Here is a 23,221-nt window from a genome sequence, read left to right on the forward strand (position 1 = left end):
GACACTTTCAAGCGCGTGTCGAAACTGCCGGGTCAGGTTTCGACGCAGCGTTCAGCCTGGCGCGCCGCTGTCGGATTTCCCTTACCCCGGCGCTGATGCCAGAATGGCGCAGCCAGCGGTGTCGCCATCAGCTTGCGCCACGCACATTCAACATCTCGTTCAGGTCTGCTTTCACCCCACATGCGCAAAGTTCTCGGCTCACTCGCCCTCACCGTGCTGCTCATCCTGCTGGTCAGCTACGGCCTGTGGACCAGCAAGCGGCATGTCGGGCATTACCTCACCGATTTGCGCATCCAGCTGGTGGTCAACGACGGCGAACCTGCCGACAACGGCAACCTGCTGGGCATCCAGCCCGAGCTGTTCGCGTCCGATTATTCGAGCGTCAAGCGCCTGCACCGCAAGCTGGCGGCGTACCTGCAGCAGGCCCGGGATGACGGGCTGATCAACGCAAAAACCATCGTAGTGCTGCCCGAGCATGTCGGCACCTGGCTGTTCGCAGTGGATGAAAAATCCCAGTTCTACCAGTCGACCACCATCGAAGAAGCCATGAACTGGCTGGCGTTCAGCAACCCGCTGCTGTTTCTTGATGCGATGTTTCACGCCCGTGGCGAGAACCGCATGGACGACATCCACCTGCGCATGAAATCCCGCAGCATGGCCCGCGATTACCAGACGGTGTTCGGCGGGCTGGCCCGTGAATTCGGCGTGACCCTGGTGGCGGGCTCCATCGTGCTGCCCAACCCCGAAGTGCAGGACGGTGAGCTGAAAGTCGGCACCGGTGCGCTCTACAACTCAAGCGTCGTATTCGGTCGCGATGGACTGCCCATCGGCCAGCCCCAGCGCCAGCTGTTTCCAAGCTGGTACCAGCGCGGGTACATCCGCTCCGGCAAGGACGAGACGCTCACTGTGATCGACACACCGGCCGGCCGCCTGGGCATCCTGATCGGCACCGACAGCTGGTACCCGCAAAACTACACACGCCTGAACGAGAGCGGTGCCGAGCTGATCGCCGTGCCGGCTTTCGTCGCGGGCAATGGCAGCTGGTCCCAACCCTGGCGAGGCGGCAAACATCAGGCACTGGCCGCCGAACTCGATCTGGGGCCACAACCCTTGACCGAAGGCCAGGCCTGGCAGCGCCTGGCGCTGGCACCGACCAGCAACGCCCGCGCGGGCATCAGCGTGTTCATGCGCGGGCAGTTCTGGGACCAGGGCAGCGCCGGTCACAGCTTTGCCAGCCGCAACGGCCAGAGCATCGCCGAACAATCCATCAGCGCCGCGCTCAAGGGCGCCAAACCCGGCCACGGGGCGCGCCTGATAAACCTCTGGCTGTAAACCATGGGCGCACCTGGGGTACGGCTGGGCGATCTCTCGGTGGGTTTCGTCCACAGCCTGGCCGATGCCGTGCGAGATACCGGGCACGACCCTCTCCCACTGCTTGAGCAATACGGGCTGGATGCTGCACGGCTAGCGCAGGTCGGGGCACGGTTGTCGATCCCGCGCTACATGCGCCTGGGCCACGCCGCGATTCAGTTGACCGGCGAGCCGGCACTGGGTCTGCGCATGGGCCTTTGCAGCCGCCTGGCCCACGCAGGGCTCGCCGGAATCACCGCAGCACAGGCGCCCACCGTGCGGGAAGCGGCGCGTACGCTGATGCGTTTCGAGCCGCTGTATGGCGCCAACTATCGCGGACAATCGAGCTTTCACGAAGACAGCCGCGGCGCCTGGCTGCGCTTCTATTCCATCAGCCCGTACAACGACTACAACCGCTTCGTGGTGGACTCGATTCTGTCCGGCTGGCTGCACCAGCTTTCGATACTGGCCGGCACTGCGGTGATCGCCGAGCGCATCGAAATCGAGTTTCCGGCGCCCGCCTACTCGGCGGCCTATGCAGGCTTGAGCGAGCAACCGCCAGGCTTTGGCGCCGGGGTCAATCAGTTGCGCCTGAGCCAGCACAGCTTGAGCCTGCGCAACCCCGATCACGTACCGGGCACCTGGCGTCATCTGCTTGAGTTGTGTGAAAGGGAGCTGGAACAGCTCACGCGCACCCGCAGCCTGCGTGAACGTATCACTCAGTTGCTGGGACCATTGATGAGTGGTGGCCGGGAGCCGGGCCTGGATGAGGTGGCTGCGCGGCTGAAACTGCCGGCCTGGACCTTGCGTCGCAAGCTGGTCGAGGAAGGCACGCAGTTTCGTGCGATCCTCAATGATACCCGCAGGGATCTGGCCATGACCTACATCCGGGATACGGAACTGGCCTTTGGCGAAATCGCCTACCTGTTGGGGTTCGCTTCAGCCGAAGCCTTTCAGCGGGCCTTCAAGCGCTGGAACGGCCAGACTCCCGGGGAGTTTCGTCGCAGCCAGCGTCATGTGCCCTGATCGAGCTTAAAGCTCGGTGGCGTCGTCCGCCGGTTCCAGCGGATCGAGTTCGTTAGCGCGAAATTCCAGCAGTTCTTCTTGATAATCGTCCATTTCCTGTGCCCTCGTGGCTGTTTCCTGTCTGTCGGTGTATTTCACCCTAAAGCGCCTGCATGACGGATGCATGAAGGCTTGTTGAATACTAGACGAACTGAGTCAGTGAAAGTTTTCCCCCCTGCCGAAAAAATCCTTCGTAGCAGCACGGCTTGCCGGCGGGAGCGGAGTATCAGGCGCCGCATCTTTGACTGACGCACCGCTCCCGCCGGCAAGCCGTGCTGCTACGGGGACTGAAGTACTTGCCTCTTGACGTGCAACATCCGCTCACAATAGTCTTCGGTCCATGAACGAATTCCTGCACAACCTCGGCCAACGAATTATTACCGCCATTCCAGTCATGGCGGGTTAGCCGACGTTTGCACCCAACCCGCCCTAGAGGCGGGTTTTTTCTTTCTGTCTCCCGGGCCAAAAAACGCGAAACCAGGAGTCAGACATGCTCATCATCCGCCCTTCCCTCGCCCTCGTTGCCGCTCGCCTGATCGCCGCCTGCCTGGCGAGGACGACGCGATGAACCAGATGCTCGACAGCGCAATGGTCCAGGGCGACCTGCTGCAACACTACGTCAAGAAAATCCTCACCTCCCGCGTCTACGACGTCGCCGTGGAAACCCCGCTGCAGGGCGCCCGCCAGTTGTCCGAGCGGCTCGGCAACCAGGTGTTGCTCAAGCGCGAAGACCTGCAACCGGTGTTCTCCTTCAAGATCCGCGGCGCCTACAACAAGCTGGCGCAGTTGAGCGCAGAGGAACTGTCACGGGGCGTGGTCACGGCCTCGGCGGGTAACCACGCCCAGGGCCTGGCGCTGGCAGCGAAGAAGCTGGGGATCAAGGCGACCATCGTCATGCCCAAGACCACCCCGGAGATCAAGGTCGAAGGCGTGCGTTCGCGTGGCGGGAAAGTGGTGCTGCATGGGGACTCTTTCCCTGAAGCTTTGGCGCATTCTCTGAAGCTGGTCGAGGAAAAGGGCTACGTCTATATCCACCCTTATGATGATCCGGACACCATCGCCGGCCAGGGCACGGTGGCGATGGAAATCCTGCGTCAGCACCCGGGCAAACTGGACGCGATCTTCGTGCCGGTGGGCGGCGGCGGGCTGATCGCGGGCATCGCGGCCTACGTGAAGTACCTGCGGCCGGAAATCAAGGTGATCGGCGTCGAACCGGACGACTCCAACTGCCTGCAACAGGCCATGGCCTACGGCGAGCGCGTGGTGCTGCAGCAGGTCGGGCTGTTTGCCGATGGCGTGGCGGTGGCGCAGATCGGCCAGCACACCTTCGACATCTGCAAGGATTACGTCGATGAAGTGATTACCGTCAGCACCGATGAAATCTGCGCCGCGATCAAGGACATCTACGACGATACCCGCTCGATCACCGAACCTGCCGGCGCCCTGGGCGCGGCCGGGATCAAGAAGTACGTCGAGCAGTACGGCGTGACCGGGCAGACCCTGGTAGCCATCGAATCCGGCGCCAACGTCAACTTCGACCGCCTGCGTCACGTCGCCGAGCGTGCCGAGCTGGGCGAAGGCCGCGAAGCGATCATTGCCGTGACCATTCCCGAGCAGCCGGGCAGTTTCAAGGCTTTCTGCGAGGCCGTGGGCAAGCGTCAGATCACCGAATTCAACTACCGCTACCACACCGACCGCGAGGCGCACATCTTCGTCGGCGTGCAGACCCACCCCGAGAACGACCCGCGCAAGGCGCTGATCGCCAGCCTCACAGAGCAGGGTTTCCCGGTGCTGGACCTGACCGACAACGAACTGGCCAAGCTGCATTTGCGGCACATGGTGGGCGGGCATTCGGAGCGGGTCAGCGATGAAGTGGTGCTGCGCTTCGAATTCCCGGAGCGGCCGGGAGCGCTGTTCAACTTCCTGAATAAGCTGGGCGGGAAGTGGAATATCTCGATGTTCCACTACCGCAACCACGGCGCGGCGGATGGCCGGGTTGTCGCAGGCTTGGTAGTGCCTGAGGAAGAGCGGCACCTGGTGCCCAAGGCGCTGGAGGAGATTGGCTATCCGTATTGGGACGAGACGAATAACCCGGCGTACAAGCTGTTCCTCGGCTGACTCGACGCAACCCATTGTAGGAGCGCGCTTGCCCGCGACAGCGTCGTGTCAGACGACATTGGTGTGACAGATACACCGCCGTCGCGGGCAAGCGCGCTCCTACAGGGGCGGTTACATCAACCCATCACTGCGCCGGGGTGGCTTCGGGGGCTGGTTCGGGGGCTGGTTCGGCGGCAGGCTGGGCCGCAGGCGCAGGTTCAGACGGCGCTACCACCTCGGCCTTCAACGGCTCGGGTTCGGCAGGTGCTGGCATCGGTTCACTGCCCTGCTCGGCGGTGGTGGCCGGTGCCGTGGCAGGCGTGGCCAGCGCCGCAGGGGCTGAGACAGGTGCCGGGGCAGCAGCAGGTGCAGCGGCTGGCGCTTCAGCCGGTTTCTGCTCGGTCAGCGCAGCCGGCTTGGCGCTAGGCTCCGGCATGCCCAGGTCAGTCTTGGGTTTTTCCTCAATGTGCGCAGCCTTCTTCACTTCCGGCGGCAGGAAGTTTTCCACCAGCGCGAAGAAACGGTCGTAGAACTTGGAAGACGCCACGGTTTCACTGGCGACCTTGACCATCGAATCATCGGTCGAGCCAATCGGCATCGACACCGAACCCAGCACGCCCACACCAAGGCTCGCCGAGTTGTTCACTTTCTTCAGCGCATAACGGTCCTGCAGGGCATTGGCGAACATGGTCGCCTTGCCATCGGCACCGCCATCTGCGGCGCAGACCACGTTGAAGCTGATCTCCATGTGGGTTTCGCCGGTCTGCTGAAAGCTCTTGTGACCGGCAATCATCTTCGGATCGCTGCTGGTGATGATGTAGCCCTGGCTCAGCAGCGCGCGGCGGCCGGCTTCACAGGTGGCTGCATCGGAGACAGGGTAGTTGCGCGAGAATGTTCCAGCGTCATCGAAGTTTTCGTGTTCGTAGACAGTCTGCTTCTTCGACGAACAGCCTGCGGCGGCCAGCAGGGTGATCGCCCAGCATGCGGTACGAAAGCTCAGTAATTTAGACATCAAACATCCCGGAAAAAAGGCCGACAGAACAGTAGACCACAGAAAATCGCCGCCAAGTCTGCAACAAGGCCAGCGCAGGATCAACGCAGAGTTTGCAAGGATGTGGATACATCGAAGGTTTCAGCTTACCAGCCAGTTGCTGGCGGCGGCCTGAACAGGGTCGTTCAGGCGACTTATGGCCAGACGATGTCACGTGCGGGAAATCGCCGAACGGAGGCCGGATTGACTGACGGTCGTCGCTCCTGACCTCCTGAGGCGCGATCAGAGCTCGCCGCGTTCCAGACGCACGCCCAGAAACTCCAGCGCGCGCCAGTAGCCTGGATAGGTCTTGGCGACACAATCAGGGTCCTGGATGCGGATGCCGGACACCTTCAGGCCCGCCAGGGCGAAACACATCGCGATGCGGTGGTCGGAATGGGTGTCGATCAGGCCAGTGCTGCTGGTGCCTGCAAGGCCCGGATCAGCCGCTACCAGCAGATCGTCGCCTTCGACCGAAGCCAGTCCCGGACGCACCTGGTTCAAGCCATCGTGCAGCGCCTGGACGCGGTCGCATTCCTTGACCCGCAGGTTGGCCAGGTCAACGAAGCGCACCGGCGTCTGGTTGAAGGCCGCCAGCACCGCCAGAGTCGGAATGGCGTCCTGCATCTGCGAGCCGTTGACCACGGCTGGCATGTTCGGGAACTGCGCGATCACTTCCAGCGCCTTGGCGTCGGGCTGGGTGAAGGCGTCAGCGGCCACGCCCAGGTCGATCTTGCCCGAGGTCAGGGCTTCGGCGGCCCACAGGTAGGTCGCGGCAGAAGCGTCAGGCTCGATGTAGTAATCGCACGCGGTGTACCCGGTCGGCGACACGCGCCACAGCGCTTCGTCGACCACTTCCACTTCTGCACCAAAGGCGCGCATGCAGGCGATGGTCAGGTCAACGTAGCCGCGCGCACCGATTTCCTTGCCGGTCAGTGCCACTTCGATCGGTGCGTCGCCGCAGGCCGCGACCATCAGCAGCGCCGACACGTACTGGCTGGACAGGCCGCCGTCGATTTCGAAACGACTGGCCTTGATCGAACCAGTGCCCTGCACCAACACCGGCGGGCAACCGGTGGCGCTCTCGGCGCTCAGGCCGCCCTTGCGCAGGGATTCGAGCAGCGGGCCGATGGGGCGCTTCTGCATGTAGTGGTCGCCGTCCAGGGTGACACTGCCGTTGACGGTGCACACGGCAGCGGTCAGGAAGCGCACGGCCGTACCGGCATTGCCCAGGAACAACGGGCCTTCCGGCACCTGCAGCGTGCCGTTGCCGGTGACCACGAAACTGGTGTCGTCCGGCTCTTCGATGGTCACGCCCATCTGCCGCAACGCATTGGACATGTGTCGGGTGTCATCGCTCTTGAGCGCGCCGCGCAGATGGCTGGTGCCCTTGGCCAGCGCCGCCAGCAGCAGCGCGCGGTTGGTGATCGATTTGGAGCCAGGTGGTGCGACATGCCCCGTCAACGGTACGCCCGGTGGGATCACAGTGATCGTTTGGTTCATGCCCATGGTCCAGCTCTCCAGATTCGAAATCAGCGACGCTTCAAACAAGCCGCCAATAATGGCATTTATCGTTGCGCTGTGCAGCAATCGCTGTCGCATCTGACCACCGGGGCCTGAACGACAGGCACAAAAAAAGCGACCCTGAGGTCGCTTTCTTTGTCGCTTCAAGGAGTTCAAGGGCCTTGAAGCTATGTATGGCGCAGCGGACGGGACTCGAACCCGCGACCCCCGGCGTGACAGGCCGGTATTCTAACCGACTGAACTACCGCTGCGTGTCGCACAGACTTTCATCTGTTTAACTCTGTTGAAACATGCCGTGAGGCATACTTCGTGAAACACTGATTGAATGCCTTGGCTTCAATCTCAGATCCGTCTGCCTTGGCAAGACGACTCTGGAAAATATGGCGCAGCGGACGGGACTCGAACCCGCGACCCCCGGCGTGACAGGCCGGTATTCTAACCGACTGAACTACCGCTGCGCAGAGTGGACTGTTCGTCCTGCTGAATCTCAGTAACCTTCAGCGTTTTGTTACCAGCTTATAAAGCTGCTCAACGATGGTGGGTGATGACGGGATCGAACCGCCGACCCTCTGCTTGTAAGGCAGATGCTCTCCCGGCTGAGCTAATCACCCTTTGCTTCGCTGAGGCCGCGAAATTTACGCAGGTACCGAACCTAAGTCAATACCCTGCTTGAAGTTTTTTTAAAAAAGTCGATTTTGAGCGGCAGGCCATAAACGAAAAAGCGGGCCATCAGGCCCGCCTACAGATCATTCGACGTAAATCATCTTCTTGCTCATGCCGCCGTCGACGACGAACTCCTGCCCGGTGACGAACCCGGAGTTCTTCGACAGCAACCAGGCCACCGTCGCCGCGACATCTTCCACCGTCCCTACCCTGCCCGCCGGATGCTGCGCATGATCGGCATCGGTCAGAGGCTCGGCACGGCGTGCGGAAGGATCACGGGCATCGATCCAGCCGGGGCTGACCGCATTGACCCGCACTTGCGGACCGAGACTCATGGCCAGGGCGTGGGTCAGTGCCAGCAGGCCACCCTTGCTCGCCGCATAGGCTTCGGTATCGGGTTCCGATTGCCGGGCGCGCGTCGAGCTGAGGTTGACGATACTGCCGCCATGGGCACGCAGATAAGGCGCGCAGTGCTTGGCCAGCAGCATGGGCCCTGTGAGGTTGACCGCCAGCACGCGATTCCAGTGCGCAAGGTCCAGGCTTTCCAGCACGGTATTGCGCGGATCGGCCACCGCTGCGTTGCACACCAGCGCATCGAGCCGGCCAAAGATGCCCAGCACCTCGGCAACGCCCTTGGCCACCTGCTCTTCGCTGGCGACGTCCATGGTGATGAACGAGGCATTGTCACCCAGCACATCCGCCACTGCCTCGCCGCGCTGGCGATCCACGTCGGTCAGCACAACCTGCCAGCCTTCGGTGATCAGCCAGGCGGCGATGCCCAGGCCGATGCCGCGCGCGGCACCGGTGACCAGCGCAACACGACCGTTGTGCACGCTCGCGGCGTCCATTGCGTATTCAGTCACGAGCGTCACTCACAACGCAGCCAGGCCACGTGCCAGGTCGGCCTTGAGGTCGGCAACGTCTTCCAGGCCCACGGCAACCCGGATCAGGCTGTCGCGGATACCGGCGGCTTCACGCTCCTGCGGCGAGAGGCGCCCGTGGGAGGTGGTGCCCGGATGGGTGATGGTGGTCTTGGTGTCGCCCAGGTTGGCCGTGATGGAAATCAGCCGAGTGGCATCGATGAAACGCCAGGCGCCGTCCTTGCCACCCTTGACCTCAAAGCTCACCACCGCGCCGAACGCCTTCTGCTGACGTTTGGCCAGTTCGTGCTGCGGATGGCTTTCAAGACCGGCGTAGTGCACCTTCTCGATACCATCCTGCTGCTCCAGCCATTGCGCCAGTTCCAGCGCGTTCTGGCAGTGCGCACGCATGCGGATATTCAGCGTTTCGAGGCCCTTGAGGAACAACCAGGCATTGAATGGGCTCAGGCTCGGGCCTGCGGTGCGCAGGAAACCGACGACTTCCTTCATCTGCTCGCTGCGGCCGACGACCACGCCACCCATGGCGCGACCCTGACCGTCGATGAATTTGGTCGCCGAATGCACCACCACGTCCGCACCCAGGCGCAGAGGCTGTTGCAGCGCAGGCGTGCAGAAGCAGTTGTCCACTACCAGCATCGCACCCTTGGCATGGGCGATTTCGGCCAGCGCGGCGATATCGACCAGTTCGGCCAGCGGGTTGGATGGCGACTCGACAAACAGCAGCCTGGTGTTGGGCTTGATCGCCGCGTCCCAGCCAGACAGCTCGGCCAGGGCCACGTAATCGACCTGCACGCCAAAACGCTTGAAGTACTTTTCAAACAGGCTGATGGTCGAGCCGAACACGCTCTTGGACACCAGCACATGGTCGCCGGCACTGCACAGACTCATTACGGTGGCCAGAATGGCCGACATGCCGGTGGACGTTGCCACGGCCTGCTCGCCACCTTCCAGGGCCGCAATGCGCTCCTCGAAGGAATGCACGGTCGGGTTGGTGTAGCGCGAATAGACGTTGCCCGGCTGGTCACCAGCAAAGGTGGCAGCCGCATCAGCCGCCGTGCGGAACACGTAGCTGGAGGTGAAAAACAGTGGATCGCTGTGTTCGCTCTCCGGCGTGCGGTGCTGACCAGCACGGACAGCGAGGGTATCGAAACCCACGCCGTCCAGATCGCTGTCCAGTCGTCCGGCATCCCATTGCTGAGTCATGCCGTCTACTCCTTGTCTGAATTAGTTGTTGTACAGATCGATGATCGCGCTCACTGCCTGATTCTTGACCTTGGAGGCGTCATTGCGCGCCTGCTCGATCCGGTTCAGGTAGTGCTCGTCGATGTCACCGGTCACGTACTTGCCGTCGAAGACCGAGCAATCGAAGTTGTCGATCTTGATCTTCTTGCTGCCGCTGACCGCCTCGATCAGGTCGTTCAGATCCTGATACACCAGCCAGTCGGCACCGATGAGGTCGGCCACGTCCTGGGTGGTACGGTTGTGAGCGATCAGCTCGTGAGCACTCGGCATGTCGATGCCGTAGACGTTGGGAAAGCGCACGGCCGGGGCCGCAGAGCAGAAATACACGTTCTTGGCGCCGGCTTCGCGGGCCATCTGGATGATCTGCTTGCAGGTGGTCCCGCGCACGATGGAGTCGTCCACCAGCATCACGTTCTTGCCGCGGAACTCAAGCTCGATGGCGTTGAGCTTCTGGCGCACGGATTTTTTGCGTGCTGCCTGGCCCGGCATGATGAAGGTGCGGCCGATGTAGCGGTTCTTGACGAAGCCTTCGCGGAACTTGACGCCCAGGTGGTTCGCCAGCTCCAGGGCGGCGGTACGGCTGGTGTCGGGAATCGGGATGACCACGTCGATGTCGTGATCCGGACGCTCGCGCAGGATCTTGTCGGCCAGCTTCTCGCCCATGCGCAGACGCGCCTTGTAGACCGAGATGCCGTCGATGATCGAATCCGGACGCGCCAGGTAGACGTGTTCGAAGATGCACGGCGCGTATTTCGGGTTGGCGGCGCACTGGCGGGTGTGCAGCTTGCCGTCTTCGGTGATGTACACCGCTTCGCCCGGGGCCAGGTCACGGATCAGGGTGAAGCCCAGCACGTCCAGGGAGACGCTTTCGGAGGCGATCATGTACTCGACGCCTTCGTCAGTGTGACGCTGGCCGAACACGATCGGGCGGATGGCGTCAGGGTCGCGGAAGCCGACGATGCCGTAGCCGGTGATCATCGCCACGACTGCGTAGCCACCACGGCAGCGGTTGTGCACGTCGGTGACTGCCGCGAAGATGTCTTCTTCGGTCGGCTGCAGCTTGCCGCGAACGGCCAGCTCGTGGGCGAACACGTTGAGCAACACTTCCGAGTCGGAATTGGTGTTGACGTGGCGCAGGTCAGATTCGTAGATCTCCTTGGCCAGTTGCTCGACGTTGGTCAGGTTGCCGTTGTGGGCCAACGTGATGCCGTACGGCGAGTTGACGTAGAACGGCTGGGCTTCGGCCGAAGTCGAGCTGCCCGCTGTTGGATAGCGTACGTGACCAATGCCCATGTGACCGACCAGGCGCTGCATATGGCGCTGCTGGAACACGTCACGGACCAGACCGTTGTCCTTGCGCAGGAACAACTTGCCGTCGTGGCTGGTCACGATACCGGCAGCGTCCTGGCCGCGGTGCTGGAGGACGGTGAGCGCGTCATACAGCGCCTGATTGACGTTCGACTTGCCGACGATACCGACGATGCCACACATGCGACACAACCCCTACTTAGTGGAACTGGATTTACCGATCACATCCTGCGGCGTTACCGACGGCAGGAGGTGATCCTTGAACGGGATATCAACAGGTACGCTGACCCCGCTGGCTAGCCACTTGCTGGACATCCCGAGAATCAGGTTTTTCGACCAGTCAGCGACCATGACAAATTGCGGAAGCAGCCTGGACTGCTGCCACCATTGATCCTGTTGTACCGGGCCCAGGCTCAACAGCCCTACCGCTACCACGACCAGCAGGCCTCCGCGCGCAGCGCCGAAGACCATGCCCAGAAAACGATCGGTCCCGGAAAGCCCGGTGACGCGAATGAGTTCCCCGATCAGAAAGTTGACCATGGCGCCGACCAAGAGGGTGGCGACGAAAAGAATGGTGCAGCCCGCAATGACGCGCGCCGAGGGTGTTTCGATGTAATTGACCAGATACTGGGCCAGCGAACCGCCAAACATCCAGGCAACAGCACCTGCGATGATCCAGGTCAGCAAGGACAGCGCTTCCTTGACGAAGCCGCGCTTGAGACTGATCAAAGCGGAAATGACGACAATCGCGATGATTGCCCAGTCAACCGGAGTAAATGACACGTTGCAGCCTACAGACTGATGAGGCGGCGCATTTTAGCAGAGCCCGCGCGTGGCGGTAAGCGGGGATTGCGGGTGTCGGGCAATAAAGGCGAACTATTGGACTTTGCCCCGGTCACCAAGGCCACAACCTGTAGGAGCGCGCTTGCCCGCGATTGCGCGGTGTCATTCGAAATCGCGGTGTCTGACCGGGCGCTGTCGCGGGCAAGCGCGCTCCTACAGCGGAGAGCGCTGGGTCATTCGAAATCGTGGTGTCTGGCCGGGCGCTGTCGCGGGCAAGCGCGCTCCTACAGCGGAGCACGGCGTCGCGGGTTATTTGCGCTCTGGCTGGAAGCGTACGACGATGCCCTTGAGCTTCTGCTGCTTGTCGAGCTGGTCGCGCAGGCGGTCGGCCTCGGCGCGTTCGATCAAGGGACCGACGAACACCCGGTTCACGCCATCGGAGGTGCGAATGTAGGCGTTGTAGCCTTGGGTGCGCAGGGTTTTCTGCAGGTTGTCGGCGTTGGCGCGGTTGGACAGGCTGGCCACCTGGACCGCCCAGGTGACCGACAGGCCATTGGCATCGACGCGACTTGGCTCGGCGGCCGGCGCGGCGGGAGACGGTGCCGGTGCAGCGGTTGCCGGTTTGGCAGGCGCAGGTGCCGGAGCTTGCGCCGGTGCCGGCGCTGGCTTGGCGGCAGTTGCAGGCTTGGCAGGTGCAGGCGCCGGTGCAATCGGTATGGACGGCGGCTGGTGGCTGGTCACGGGCTGGCTGGGTTGCGCCAGTTCTTCGTCGCTGGGCACAGGTTCCTGCGGCAGCGGCTGCTGCTCGGGCACCGCGACCGGGTCGACCTTGACCTGAGGCACGACAGGCGCCTGGGGAGCGGCTGGCGCATCCACCTGCACATGACGCGCTTCGTCCTGACGCGAAAACAGCATCGGCAGGAAAATCACCGCAATGGCAATCAACACCAATGCGCCAACCATGCGCTGCTTGTACGCCTTATCCAGCAAAGCCATGTGTCACTTCCTCCGTGACGTGCCAGCAAGCCATTCCAGGGCCTCGGCGACGCAATAAAAAGACCCGAACAGCACGATTTCATCGTCGGCTGTTGCCTGCGCGCACTGAGCCTCGAGGGCCAGTGCGACACTCGGGTAGGACGCCACCTGAGCGCCAAGGTTCTGCAACGCCTGCGCGATTTCCTGTTCCGAACGGCTGCGCGGCGTCGGCAATGGCGCCACCGCCCAGCTGCTGAAACTGCCCACAAGCTCAGTCAGCACGCCTTGCAGATCCTTGTCGCCGAGCAGGCCGAACACCGCCAGACGCTTGCCGGACACTGCGCGCTGATTCAGGCGCTGGGCCAGAAACACTGCCGCATGGGGGTTGTGGCCCACATCCAGCAACAGGCGCAGTGGCTTGCCTTGCCACTCGAACGAGCGACGGTCCAGCCGTCCGGTCACACGAGTGTTCAGCAGCGCGGTGCGGATCGTGGCCTCCTGCCAGGGCAGGTCCATCAGCAGGAAGGCCTGCAGCGCCAGCGCGGCGTTCTGCATCGGCAGATCGAGCAACGGCAGGTCGCGCAGTTCGACACGCTGACCGCCCGCATCGGTGCCCGACCAGTTCCAGCCGGCGGCCTGCACGTCCAGGTCGAAATCACGACCGCGCAGCGACAGTGGGCAGTTCAGCGCGGCAGCCTTGTCCAGCAGAGGCTGCGGAGGATCGATATCACCACAGAGCGCCGGGCGCCCTTCGCGGAAGATCCCGGCCTTCTCGAACGCCACCGATTCGCGGGTATTGCCCAGCCACTCCGCGTGATCCACGCCAATGCTGGTGACCAGCGCCATGTCGGCGTCAATCAGGTTCACCGCGTCCAGCCGCCCGCCCAAGCCAACCTCAAGCACTACAGCATCGAGTGCTGCCTGCTCGAACAGCCAGAACGCCGCCAGGGTGCCCATCTCGAAGTAGGTCAGGGAAACATCGCCACGAGCCTTCTCGATCACCTCGAAAGCCTGGCAGAGCTGTGCATCGGTGGCCTCGACGCCCTGCAACTGGACCCGCTCGTTATAGCGAACCAGGTGCGGCGAGCTGTAGACACCAACCTTCAGCCCTTGCGCCTGCAGCAACGAGGCAACGAAGGCGCAGGTCGAGCCCTTGCCGTTGGTGCCGGTGACAGTGATGACGCGAGGTGCCGGGCGGCTCAGACCAGCCTGCTGCGCTACCTGTTGCGAACGCTCCAGCCCCATGTCGATGGCAGAAGGATGCAGTTGCTCCAGGTAGCTGAGCCAGTCGCTCAGAGAGCGTGCGGTCATATGTTGGCCGGTGCAGGTGGAACGACGATAGGTTCGAGTTTCGGCGCGACGAATTTCGGCGTCGGCAGGCCCATCATCTGCGCCAGCAGGTTACCCAGGCGCGGACGCAGTTCCTGACGGGAAATGATCATGTCGATGGCACCGTGGTCCAGCAGGAATTCACTGCGCTGGAACCCTTCCGGCAGTTTTTCGCGCACGGTCTGCTCGATCACGCGAGGACCGGCGAAGCCGATCAGTGCCTTGGGCTCGGCAACGATCACGTCACCCAGCATTGCCAGGCTCGCCGACACACCACCGTAGACCGGGTCGGTCAGCACGGAGATGAACGGCAGGCCTTCTTCGCGCAGGCGGGCCAGTACGGCCGAGGTCTTGGCCATCTGCATCAGGGAGATCAGCGCTTCCTGCATGCGTGCGCCACCGGAAGCGGCGAAGCAGATCATCGGGCAGCGGTTTTCCAGCGCGTAGTTGGCCGCCTGAACGAAACGCTCGCCGACGATGGCGCCCATCGAGCCGCCCATGAAGGAGAATTCGAACGCGCTGCACACCACCGGCATGCCCAGCAGGGTGCCGCTCATGGAGATCAGGGCGTCTTTCTCGCCGGTCTGCTTCTGGGAAGCGACCAGGCGGTCCTTGTATTTCTTGCTGTCGCGGAATTTCAGGCGGTCAACCGGCTCAAGGTCTGCACCGATTTCCTGACGCCCTTCAACGTCAAGGAAGATGTCCAGACGCGCGCGCGCACCGATACGCATGTGGTGGTTGCACTTGGGGCAGACGTCCAGGGTCTTTTCCAGCTCCGGACGATACAGCACCGCCTCGCACGATGGGCACTTGTGCCAGAGGCCTTCAGGTACCGAGCTTTTCTTCACCTCGGAACGCATGATCGAAGGGATCAGTTTGTCTACCAACCAGTTGCTCATGCTTTCTTTCTCCAGTACCTACGGCTGGAACGCGATGGCAATCAATGCCAACGCCAGCCCTTAAACTAAATTCATGTGCAGCTTCGCGAAACACCCTGCGACGATCGACACAGGTGCCTGACCTGCCGAACGGCGTTTCTTCGAGACTGCCCTCGATTTCCTGCAGCGAGACGCTTGTACGTCTTCGCCTGTTAAATTTTTGGCCAGCCATAAACCCTGACCGCAGGCTAGTGGACGGCAACCGCCTGTCTGCCGTCACATCGACGAGCGATACCTGCGCTAAAAAACATCACGCCCCATGGACCGCGCTCATGAACGCACGGATCTTGTCGTGATCCTTGATGCCCCGGGACATTTCTACCCCGCCGCTGACATCCACCGCGTAAGGCCGTACCTGTGCGATGGCCTGAGAGACGTTAGCCGAAGTCAGCCCGCCCGCCAGGACGATGGGTTTGCTCAATTGCTTTGGAATCAGCGCCCAATCGAAAGTTTCGCCGGTACCACCAGGCACGCCCGCGACGAAGGTGTCGAGCAGGATGCCTCTGGCCTTGTCGTACAGGGCACAACTGGCGGCGATGTCGTCACCGGCCTGCACCCGCAGGGCCTTGATCCATGGCCTGCCGTAGCCTTCGCACTGCTCGGGGGTTTCATCGCCATGGAACTGGATCAGGTCCAGGGGCACCACTTCCAGCAACGCCTTCAGTTCCTGCCGGTCAGCGTTGACGAACAACCCGACTGTACTGATGAAGGGGGGCAACTGGGCAATGATGCGCTGTGCCTGCTCGATGGTGACCGCCCGCGGGCTCTTGGGGTAGAACACGAAACCGATCGCATCGGCACCCGCCTCGACAGCGGCCAGCGCATCTTCTATGCGGGTAATCCCGCAGATCTTGCTGCGAACGGCTGACATGTGGTGAAGGCCTCAGTACGACGAAAGTCCCGGATGGTAGCAAATGCTTGTGTAGGCGTCAGCCGTCCAGTTCCGAGAAACCTGTCAGAAAATGCGGGCCGATGTAACGCTCGGGCAACGGGAACTCGTCACGGTACTCCACCTGCACCAGATACAGCCCGAACGGATGCGCCGTTACGCCACCGGTGCGACGCACCCGGCTCTCCAGCACTTCACGGGCCCATTCGATGGGCCGCTCCCCTGCCCCAATGGTCATCAGTACACCGGCGATGTTGCGCACCATGTGATGCAGGAAGGCATTGGCGCGAATGTCGAGTACGATCATTTTGCCGTGACGGGTCACGCGCAGATGGTGCAGTTGCTTGATCGGCGACTTGGCCTGGCACTGCCCGGCACGGAATGCGCTGAAATCATGGGTGCCCACCAGATACTCGGCGGCCAGCGCCATGCGCTCGACGTCCAGCGGGCGGTGGTTCCAGGTGATTTCCTGACCCAGGTGCGCCGGACGAATCTGATCGTTGTAGATCACGTAGCGATAACGCCGGGCAATGGCCTTGAAGCGTGCGTGAAAGTGCGCAGGCATCTCCTGGGCCCAGGTGACGCTGATGTCATGGGGCAAATTGATGTTGGCACCCATGGTCCAGGCCTTCATGGTGCGCACCGCCTGAGTGTCGAAATGCACCACCTGGCCGCAGGCATGCACGCCCGCATCGGTGCGCCCGGCGCACATCAGGGAGACCGGCGAATCGGCGACCCTGGACAGTGCATTCTCCAGGGTTTCCTGAACGGTCAGCACACCGGTGGATTGACGCTGCCAGCCGCTGTAGCGCGAACCTTTGTATTCAACGCCCAGGGCGATTCGGAAAAAGCCTTCGGCGGCCATTTCGGCGGCCGCTGTCTCTGCCTGAGTATCTGTAGTTGCCAAGAGCTTGAAGCCTGTCGATGTGCGCAAGGGCGGCCATTATACGGATGGCGGCGAAAGACGCCATTCTCAAACGGCTACCGCACATCCCGTAGCAGCACGGCTTGCCGGCGGGGACGATATGCCTGCCCCTGCATGGGTGACTGACACACCGCTCCCGCCGGCAAGCCGTGCTGCTAGGGGGCGTGATGGGCCGTGCAGGGAACGGAGGTGAGGCTGAAAACGAAAACGACCGCCGAAGCGGTCGTTTTGCAGCGCAGATAATGCCCGATCAGGCCAGGCGCGAAAGCATCTCGCGGGCCTCGGTTTTCTGCCCGTCATCACCTTCGGCCACGACTTCATCGAGGATGTCGCGGGCGCCGTCGGCGTCGCCCATTTCGATGTAGGCCCGGGCCAGGTCCAGCTTGGTCGCCGCCTCGTCGGTGCCGGACAGGAAGTCGAACTCCGGCTCGTCGTCGGCTGCCAGTGTATCCTCGGTGAACATCGCAGGATCATCGAACGGCTTGGCCATCGGCGGCTGTTCCAGGCTCTGGGACAGCCGCTCGAGCTCGGCGTTGACATCATCGATTTCCGAAGCGAACGCCGCAGAGGCGTGGTCGGTTTCCATCTCGTCGGCCAGCGACAGATCGAAATCGGCCGGCAATTCCAGTTCGTCATCGACCGCCGGTTTGCTCGCACCCAGATCAGCCGTCTCCTCGAATGGCGGCAGATCGCGCAGATCGTCTTCCAGGCCCAGCAGATGGTCGTCTTCGGCCTTGAGCTCAGGCTGATCCTCGGCAAGGTTCAGGTCGAAGTCCGCCAGCTCATCGGGCTCGACGGCCTTGGCTTCGGTCTGCTCGCGCAGGATCGAATCGAAATCCAGGTCATCGGGGGTCGAACCACCGAATGGCGCGTCCAGATCCAGATCGTCCAGCCCAGCATCAGCCACCGGCGTCTCGTGCGCCGGGGCCGGCGCCGGGCTTTCCAGATCGTCCAGGCTCAGGTCGAACGCCGTGTCGAAATCTTCAGGCGCCTCTGCCACTGGCTCGCTGACCGGTTCAGCGGCCGGTTCAGGCTCGGACTTGTCGTTGAGCAGGTCCTCCACGTATTTGGCGTCCATCTCCGCCGCCAGCGCAGCGGCCGCCGCGACACCCGCTGCCGCCGCTGCAGCAGCAGCCATCGCCGGGTAGCGGGTCTTCAGTTGTTCGACTTCAGCGTGGTTCTTGCCGGTCGCGACCAGTTGGCGCTCCTGGGCAACGAAACCGGACTTGTTGTCCTGCTGGGCGTAGATTTCCATCAGCTTCAGACGCAGGTCACTGCGCTGCGGCTCTTCCTTGATGGCTTCTTCGAGCAGCGCTGCGGCCTGGTTGGTGCGGCCATAAGCGATGTGGATCTCGGCTTGTACCAGTACATCCGCCGGGCGTTCGCGGGTCGGCTCAATGATGACGGCCGCCAGCGGTGCCTGCTTTACCGCAGGCGGAGGAACCTCCAGACCCTCGAAACTGCTTTCGGGCATGTCCATGTCGGCGGCGAAATCGGACTCTTCGGCCAGTGCGCGGGCCATTTGCCGATGCTTCTCGGCCTCGATCAGCGCATTGCGGCGACGGGCCAACAGCAGCAGGAGCAACAGCAGCACCAGCAGCGCACCGCCACCGATGATGCCCATCAGCAGCGGGCTTGCGAGAATCTTGTCCAGCGCACTGCGGTCATCCGGTGCGGCTGCATCCGGCGGCACCACCAGCGGCTGGTCCGGGGTGGCATTGCTGACTTTGGCGCCATCGACCGGCAGCGCATCCTCCGGCGCGATTTCGTTCGGCGGTTTGCCAGCGGTGTCCGGTGCTGCGGGCTTGGGGACGATCTCGGCAGGCATCGCCGGGTTCGCAGCGTTGTTCGGGTTGGTCACACTGTTGGGGCTGACGGTGCTGGCAGCGTTGTCCACCGGCGGCGGAACGGCGGCACCTGCGGCCTGCATCTTGGCCAACTGGTCGTTTTTCAGCTGGATCAGGCGTTGCAGTTTGTCGACCTGGCTTTCCAGATCGCTCATGCGGCTTTTCAGTTCGGCGTTGTCGCGGCGGGTGCTGTCCAGGCTCTCCTGGGTGGTCGCCAGCTGATTGCTCAGTTCGGCGTTGTCCCCTGCCGCACCTTTGGCGCCCGGCTTGTTGGCCGAGACCAGGCTGAGGTTGTCCTTGGCTTCGATCTGCGACGGCGCAGCGCCGGCACGCTCGCGACGGGTGGCATCGACCTGACGCGCGCCCGTTGGCAGGCGACGGCCTTCACGCCAGGCACGGTTCTGCTCGGCCACTTCGGCCACGGCACGCGGTTGTGGCGTGGCGCTGACTTCCTGCGGGGATGGCAGGCGCAACACCTGGCCTTTCTTCAGGCGGTTGATGTTGCCTGCAATGAAGGCATCCGGGTTGAGCGCCTGGATCGCCAGCATGGTCTGTTGGACCGTACCGCCGTTGCGCACGCGCTCGGCGATTTCCCACAGCGTGTCGTTGTTGGCGGTGGTGTACTGGGTGTATTTGGGTTCGGCCGGCGTTGCCGGTGCAGGCGTCGGTGCAGGCGCCGGAGCTTGTGCAGCGGGTGCCTGGGCCGGCGCGACTGCCGGTGCGGTAGACGGCAGTTGCGCCGCGGCTGCAGCGGCTGCGGCCTGTGGCAGCACTTTGGGCGGATCCAGCAGCAGGCTGTATTCGCGCAGCACCCGGCCGTTCGGCCAGAGCACCTGCACAAGGAATTTCACGTAAGGGTCACGAATGGGCTTGGTCGAGGTGATGCGCAAGACGCTCTTGCCAGCAGGATTGACCACCGGGGTGAACGTCAGGTCGTCGAGGATCGCCATGCGGCCGACACCCGCCTGGGCGAATTCGGCTGAGGTCGCCAGGCTCGGCACCACTTGCGCCGAGTTCAGGTCCTGCACCTGTGTCAGTTCGATCTCGGCCAGCAGCGGTTGATTCAGGCTCGACTTGACGGTCAGCCCGCCCAAGCCAAGCGCCTGGGCCATCCCGGATGACAGCGCCGAAGCCGCAGCGATTGCTAAAACCAGTTTACGAACCTGAACCATAGCCCATCCCTTGTTTAAAATTTCCCCGGCGAGCGAGAAGATAAAGCCTGCTAGGGCGTAGGGCGTGTCAACACGCCACAGCTAGAATGATTCTTTGAATTGTGGGCAAGTATCTTTTACGAAACATCTTTTATCAACAATTCAGCCACCTGCACAGCGTTCAACGCCGCGCCCTTGCGCACATTGTCGGACGTCACCCAGAAATTGAGCTCACAGGCGTCGTCGACTCCCCCGCGCAAACGTCCTACATAGACAGCGTCCTGTCCTACAGCGTCACCGACCGGAGTCGGATAATCGCCAGCGTCTACAAGGTCGATTCCATCGGCAGCGTCCAGCGCGGCACTGATGGCAGCGATGTCCACCGCACTGGCGGTCTGCACCGACACGCTCAAGCTATCGCCGAAAAACACCGGGACTTGAATGCAGCTCACGCCGACCTTGATTAAAGGCAGCGACAGCAACTCGCGCAACTCGCTGACCAAACGTTTTTCAAGGGGCACATGGCCTTGCGCGTCCGGGGCGCCGACCTGAGCGAGCAGGTTGAAGGCCATCTGCCGGTCAAACACCTTGGGTTCCAGCGGGCGCATGTTCAAAAGTTCGGCGGTCTGGCGCGCCAGCTCCGTCACCCCTTCGCGGCCCTGGCTGGACACCGCCAGGCACGCCGTCACGCTGACCCGTTGAATCTCCAGCAAGCCGCGCAACGGCCCAAGCACCAATGCCAGCGCCGCCGCACTGGAACTTGGGCAGGCTACCTGCCATGGCTGACTCAAGCCCTGCAACACATCGCCATTGACCTCAGGCACCAGGTTCGGCGCCTGCTCCACCGGCAGCCCGCCGGACAGATCGATCACCGCGCAACCCGCTGCAGTGGCCCGCGAGGAGTAGCTGCGGGTCACGGCTGCGCTGGCTGCAAAAAAGGCGATCTGTACCGTGCTGAAATCGAAGGCATCGACTTCCCGCACGCGAACGTTCTTCCCGCGCCAGGGCACCGAGCTGCCTGCAGACTCGGCGCTCGCCAACAGATGCAACTGGCCGACCGGAAAGTCGCGCTCCTGGAGGATCTGGACGATGGTTTCGCCGACAGTGCCGGTGGCGCCGATCACGGCGATGTCAAAGGACTGGCTCATGGAAAAACCTCAGAAAAATCGGGGGGCGGCACTTTAACCGCGAGATGAAGGCCAGGCAAATGGCCTGGCACGCGCTGCAAGTCGGTCAGGGCTCAAGACCGATGGGGAAAAACTCGCCATGACTCCATACACCGAGCCAGCGTTGCCCGTCGATCATGCGCGTTACCGCCAGATCCACCAACTGATAGAAAACGTTGCGATGAATCAGCGCTTCGAGATTGCTGCGCACCAGAATGTAGGGCGCAGGCTCCTGGGTGGCGGGATCGATGCTCACGCGCAGCGGATGCTCGGCGCCCGCCTGCACCTGGTCGTCGACGTTGGTGGTGAAGGTCAGCACCTGGGATTCGCCCGCGCCCTCGACCTGCAACAGCACGGCCACGAACGGTGCGTCGTCGACCTTGATGCCGACCTTCTCCACCGGCGTGATCAGGAAGTAGTCATCGCCGTCGCGGCGAATGATCGTGGAAAACAGGCGCACCATCGGCTTGCGGCCGATAGGCGTCCCCAGATAGAACCAGGTGCCGTCGCGGGTGATACGCATGTCGATATCGCCACAAAAATCCGGGTTCCACAGATGCACAGGCGGCAAACCCTTGCCGGTCTTGGGTAATTGCGCCAACAAATCGTTGGCCTTGCCCGGACCACTCATACGTCGCTCCTCAGTGGGATTCCAGCCCCATAAGTGAACGAGCGTAAGCCTCCATGGGCGGTCCAAGCAAATCTTCAGGCTTGGTGTCGTAAAGTGTCAGCAGGCCACCACGGCTGCGGATGCGCGCCGAGTCGATCAGATAGCGGGTGTTGGTTTCGATCAGCATGAGCTGGATCACGCCACTGTCGATGCCCAGACGGTCGACCGCTTCCTGGTCGGACCATTCGTCGAAGGTGCCGATGCGGTCGTCGGCCTTGGCGAAGCGGGTGTACAGCAGATAGTGCGCGCCAGCAGCCCGGGCCTCGGTCATCGCCTCGTCCAGCCCTTCCGGCGCACGGGCGCGGCGGACCATCGGGAAGTACTCGACGAAGCCGTTGAAAGCCTCTTCGGCGACGACGTTCGGCCGCGGGTAGGCACCGCCGGGAGGTGCGAACGCACCCTGCGCGATGTAGATGAAAGAGTCCGGTTGCAGGCGGAAATTGTTGATCCGACGCGTCGAGCTGTGGTCCAGAAGACCCGCATCGCTGAGCTCGTCATGGGCACCCTGAGCCAGATCGCTGACGTGCATGCAGCCGCTCAAAGCCAAAAACGTCAGCAGTAAAACCAGGCTACGCATTATTTCCTCCAAAGTCCGGCGACGGAAAACCGGCGAATGGCCGGGTAATGCAGCTTTTGCGCCAGCTCTGGGAAAAGCCACCGATCCCGTAACACCACGGCTTGCCGGCGGGAGCGTCTTCAAGATCGCCAACGCCGGCAAGCCGGACTGCTACGAGTGTGACTGACCTCAACCCTGTAGGAGCGCGCTTGCCCGCGATGGCGCCCTCAAGATCGCCGACGCCGGCAAGCCGGACTGCTACGGGTTTGTCACCTCAACCTTGTAGGCGTGAGCTTGCTCGCGATGGCGTTCTCGGGATCGCTCCCGCCGGCAAGCCGTGCTGCTACGGGTTTGTCACCTCAACCCTGTAGGAGCGCGCTTGCCCACGACGGCGCCCTCAAGATCGCCAACGCCGGCAAGCCGGACTGCTACGGGTTTGTCACTTCAACCTTCTAGGAGTGAGCTTGCTCGCGATGGCGTTCTTGAGATCGCTCCCGCCGGCAAGCCGTGCTGCTACGGGGCGGTGTACAACCAAAGACTTTGATCTTGCTTTTGATCTTGGTGCGCGATGGTGCAGGCGACACAGGACGCGACGTCAAGGCGCCAGGCCGAGCGCAGGCGTCGTGCAGGGGGATGAGCGGCAGGGATGCCGCGAAAGCCGTGCGGGCCAGGGACGGCCCATCACGGCGTGCCCCCGGAACGGCGCCGGAGTCGAGGGAAGTCCGAAGGACCCCAGCCTGTCGCAATGGCTTTGCCTACTTTCCCCGTAAGGAAAGTAGGTCGCCCGTAAGGGGCGAAACCCTAACCCCCCAACCACCGCAAAAACGGATAT

General features: G+C 62.7%; 19 protein-coding genes, 3 tRNA genes and 1 pseudogene. 4 read left to right on the plus strand and 19 right to left on the minus strand.

Annotation, left to right across the window (positions count from 1 at the left end):
* The first annotated feature begins 180 nt into the window (after nucleotides 1-180).
* Complete coding sequence (locus ACIPOO_RS01780; RefSeq protein ID WP_400604008.1) at nucleotides 181-1,332, plus strand: nitrilase-related carbon-nitrogen hydrolase; 1,152 nt, start codon at nucleotides 181-183, stop codon at nucleotides 1,330-1,332.
* 3 nt (nucleotides 1,333-1,335) lie between these two features.
* Nucleotides 1,336-2,376 carry an AraC family transcriptional regulator gene (locus ACIPOO_RS01785; protein ID WP_400604010.1) on the plus strand — a complete coding sequence of 347 codons (1,041 nt, stop codon included), beginning with the start codon at nucleotides 1,336-1,338 and terminating at the stop codon, nucleotides 2,374-2,376.
* A gap of 6 nt (nucleotides 2,377-2,382) precedes the next feature.
* Here the strand turns inward: ACIPOO_RS01785 and ACIPOO_RS01790 are convergent, their stop codons facing one another.
* A complete protein-coding gene (locus tag ACIPOO_RS01790) occupies nucleotides 2,383-2,514 on the minus strand; it encodes a hypothetical protein (RefSeq protein ID WP_274136131.1) in 132 nt (43 codons plus the stop codon).
* 489 nt (nucleotides 2,515-3,003) lie between these two features.
* Here ACIPOO_RS01790 and ilvA point away from each other — a divergent pair, with 489 nt between their 5' ends.
* On the plus strand, nucleotides 3,004-4,533 hold the full coding sequence (gene ilvA, locus ACIPOO_RS01795; protein ID WP_400605152.1) for a threonine ammonia-lyase, biosynthetic: 1,530 nt from the start codon (nucleotides 3,004-3,006) through the stop codon (nucleotides 4,531-4,533).
* A 124-nt stretch (nucleotides 4,534-4,657) separates the two neighbouring features.
* On the opposite strand, the gene ACIPOO_RS01800 is transcribed toward ilvA, so the two are convergent.
* The 18 genes and pseudogenes from ACIPOO_RS01800 to ACIPOO_RS01885 all read right to left on the minus strand — a co-directional run bounded on the left by ACIPOO_RS01800 (nucleotide 4,658) and on the right by ACIPOO_RS01885 (nucleotide 22,410).
* Entirely contained in the window at nucleotides 4,658-5,524 is an 867-nt protein-coding gene (locus tag ACIPOO_RS01800; protein ID WP_400604012.1) for a DUF2242 domain-containing protein, read from the minus strand.
* Between the two features lie 261 nt (nucleotides 5,525-5,785).
* On the minus strand, nucleotides 5,786-7,051 hold the full coding sequence (gene aroA / locus ACIPOO_RS01805; protein WP_400604014.1) for a 3-phosphoshikimate 1-carboxyvinyltransferase: 1,266 nt from the start codon (nucleotides 7,049-7,051) through the stop codon (nucleotides 5,786-5,788).
* A gap of 189 nt (nucleotides 7,052-7,240) precedes the next feature.
* Nucleotides 7,241-7,317: transfer RNA gene (locus ACIPOO_RS01810), tRNA-Asp, on the minus strand.
* 130 nt (nucleotides 7,318-7,447) lie between these two features.
* Nucleotides 7,448-7,524, minus strand: a tRNA-Asp gene (locus tag ACIPOO_RS01815).
* A 77-nt stretch (nucleotides 7,525-7,601) separates the two neighbouring features.
* Nucleotides 7,602-7,677, minus strand: a tRNA-Val gene (locus ACIPOO_RS01820).
* A 135-nt stretch (nucleotides 7,678-7,812) separates the two neighbouring features.
* Nucleotides 7,813-8,577: an SDR family oxidoreductase gene (locus tag ACIPOO_RS01825; protein ID WP_274132330.1), complete on the minus strand. Its 765-nt coding sequence runs from the start codon at nucleotides 8,575-8,577 to the stop codon at nucleotides 7,813-7,815.
* A gap of 24 nt (nucleotides 8,578-8,601) precedes the next feature.
* A complete protein-coding gene (locus tag ACIPOO_RS01830) occupies nucleotides 8,602-9,813 on the minus strand; it encodes an O-succinylhomoserine sulfhydrylase (protein WP_274132177.1) in 1,212 nt (403 codons plus the stop codon).
* Nucleotides 9,814-9,834: 21 nt separating this feature from the next.
* The gene (gene purF, locus ACIPOO_RS01835) at nucleotides 9,835-11,343 is read right to left on the minus strand and encodes an amidophosphoribosyltransferase (protein ID WP_274132178.1); all 1,509 of its coding nucleotides are present in this window, start codon (nucleotides 11,341-11,343) and stop codon (nucleotides 9,835-9,837) included.
* A 12-nt stretch (nucleotides 11,344-11,355) separates the two neighbouring features.
* Nucleotides 11,356-11,943: a CvpA family protein gene (locus ACIPOO_RS01840; RefSeq protein WP_274132179.1), complete on the minus strand. Its 588-nt coding sequence runs from the start codon at nucleotides 11,941-11,943 to the stop codon at nucleotides 11,356-11,358.
* A 309-nt stretch (nucleotides 11,944-12,252) separates the two neighbouring features.
* Nucleotides 12,253-12,939, minus strand: coding sequence for an SPOR domain-containing protein (locus ACIPOO_RS01845; protein WP_400604017.1), 687 nt, complete (start codon nucleotides 12,937-12,939; stop codon nucleotides 12,253-12,255).
* Nucleotides 12,923-14,229 (minus strand): annotated as a pseudogene (gene folC / locus ACIPOO_RS01850) (bifunctional tetrahydrofolate synthase/dihydrofolate synthase). The gene ACIPOO_RS01845 and the pseudogene folC overlap by 17 nt, the downstream one beginning before the upstream one ends.
* Nucleotides 14,226-15,146 carry an acetyl-CoA carboxylase, carboxyltransferase subunit beta gene (accD, locus tag ACIPOO_RS01855; protein WP_274132181.1) on the minus strand — a complete coding sequence of 307 codons (921 nt, stop codon included), beginning with the start codon at nucleotides 15,144-15,146 and terminating at the stop codon, nucleotides 14,226-14,228. Before accD ends, folC begins: the two are co-directional and overlap by 4 nt.
* 289 nt (nucleotides 15,147-15,435) lie before the next feature.
* Nucleotides 15,436-16,056, minus strand: a complete 621-nt coding sequence (locus tag ACIPOO_RS01860; protein WP_400604020.1) for a phosphoribosylanthranilate isomerase — start codon at nucleotides 16,054-16,056, stop codon at nucleotides 15,436-15,438.
* A gap of 58 nt (nucleotides 16,057-16,114) precedes the next feature.
* Nucleotides 16,115-16,939, minus strand: coding sequence for a tRNA pseudouridine(38-40) synthase TruA (truA, locus tag ACIPOO_RS01865; protein ID WP_274132332.1), 825 nt, complete (start codon nucleotides 16,937-16,939; stop codon nucleotides 16,115-16,117).
* 310 nt (nucleotides 16,940-17,249) lie between these two features.
* Nucleotides 17,250-20,018, minus strand: a complete 2,769-nt coding sequence (locus ACIPOO_RS01870) for a FimV/HubP family polar landmark protein (protein ID WP_400604022.1) — start codon at nucleotides 20,016-20,018, stop codon at nucleotides 17,250-17,252.
* Nucleotides 20,019-20,134: 116 nt separating this feature from the next.
* Nucleotides 20,135-21,145 (minus strand): aspartate-semialdehyde dehydrogenase, encoded by a 1,011-nt coding sequence (locus ACIPOO_RS01875; protein ID WP_274132184.1) that lies wholly within the window; start codon nucleotides 21,143-21,145, stop codon nucleotides 20,135-20,137.
* A gap of 85 nt (nucleotides 21,146-21,230) precedes the next feature.
* Nucleotides 21,231-21,794 (minus strand): DUF1285 domain-containing protein, encoded by a 564-nt coding sequence (locus ACIPOO_RS01880; RefSeq protein ID WP_400604024.1) that lies wholly within the window; start codon nucleotides 21,792-21,794, stop codon nucleotides 21,231-21,233.
* Between the two features lie 10 nt (nucleotides 21,795-21,804).
* Entirely contained in the window at nucleotides 21,805-22,410 is a 606-nt protein-coding gene (locus tag ACIPOO_RS01885; RefSeq protein WP_274132186.1) for a DUF4823 domain-containing protein, read from the minus strand.
* Between ACIPOO_RS01885 and ACIPOO_RS01890 the strand changes: the two genes are divergently transcribed.
* Entirely contained in the window at nucleotides 22,361-22,576 is a 216-nt protein-coding gene (locus ACIPOO_RS01890; RefSeq protein ID WP_400605222.1) for a hypothetical protein, read from the plus strand. The two genes, ACIPOO_RS01885 and ACIPOO_RS01890, sit on opposite strands and share 50 nt — an antisense overlap.
* The last annotated feature ends 645 nt before the right edge of the window (nucleotides 22,577-23,221 follow it).

It is taken from the genome of Pseudomonas sp. NPDC090201, assembly GCF_044746825.1.
GTDB lineage: Bacteria > Pseudomonadota > Gammaproteobacteria > Pseudomonadales > Pseudomonadaceae > Aquipseudomonas > Aquipseudomonas putida_AD.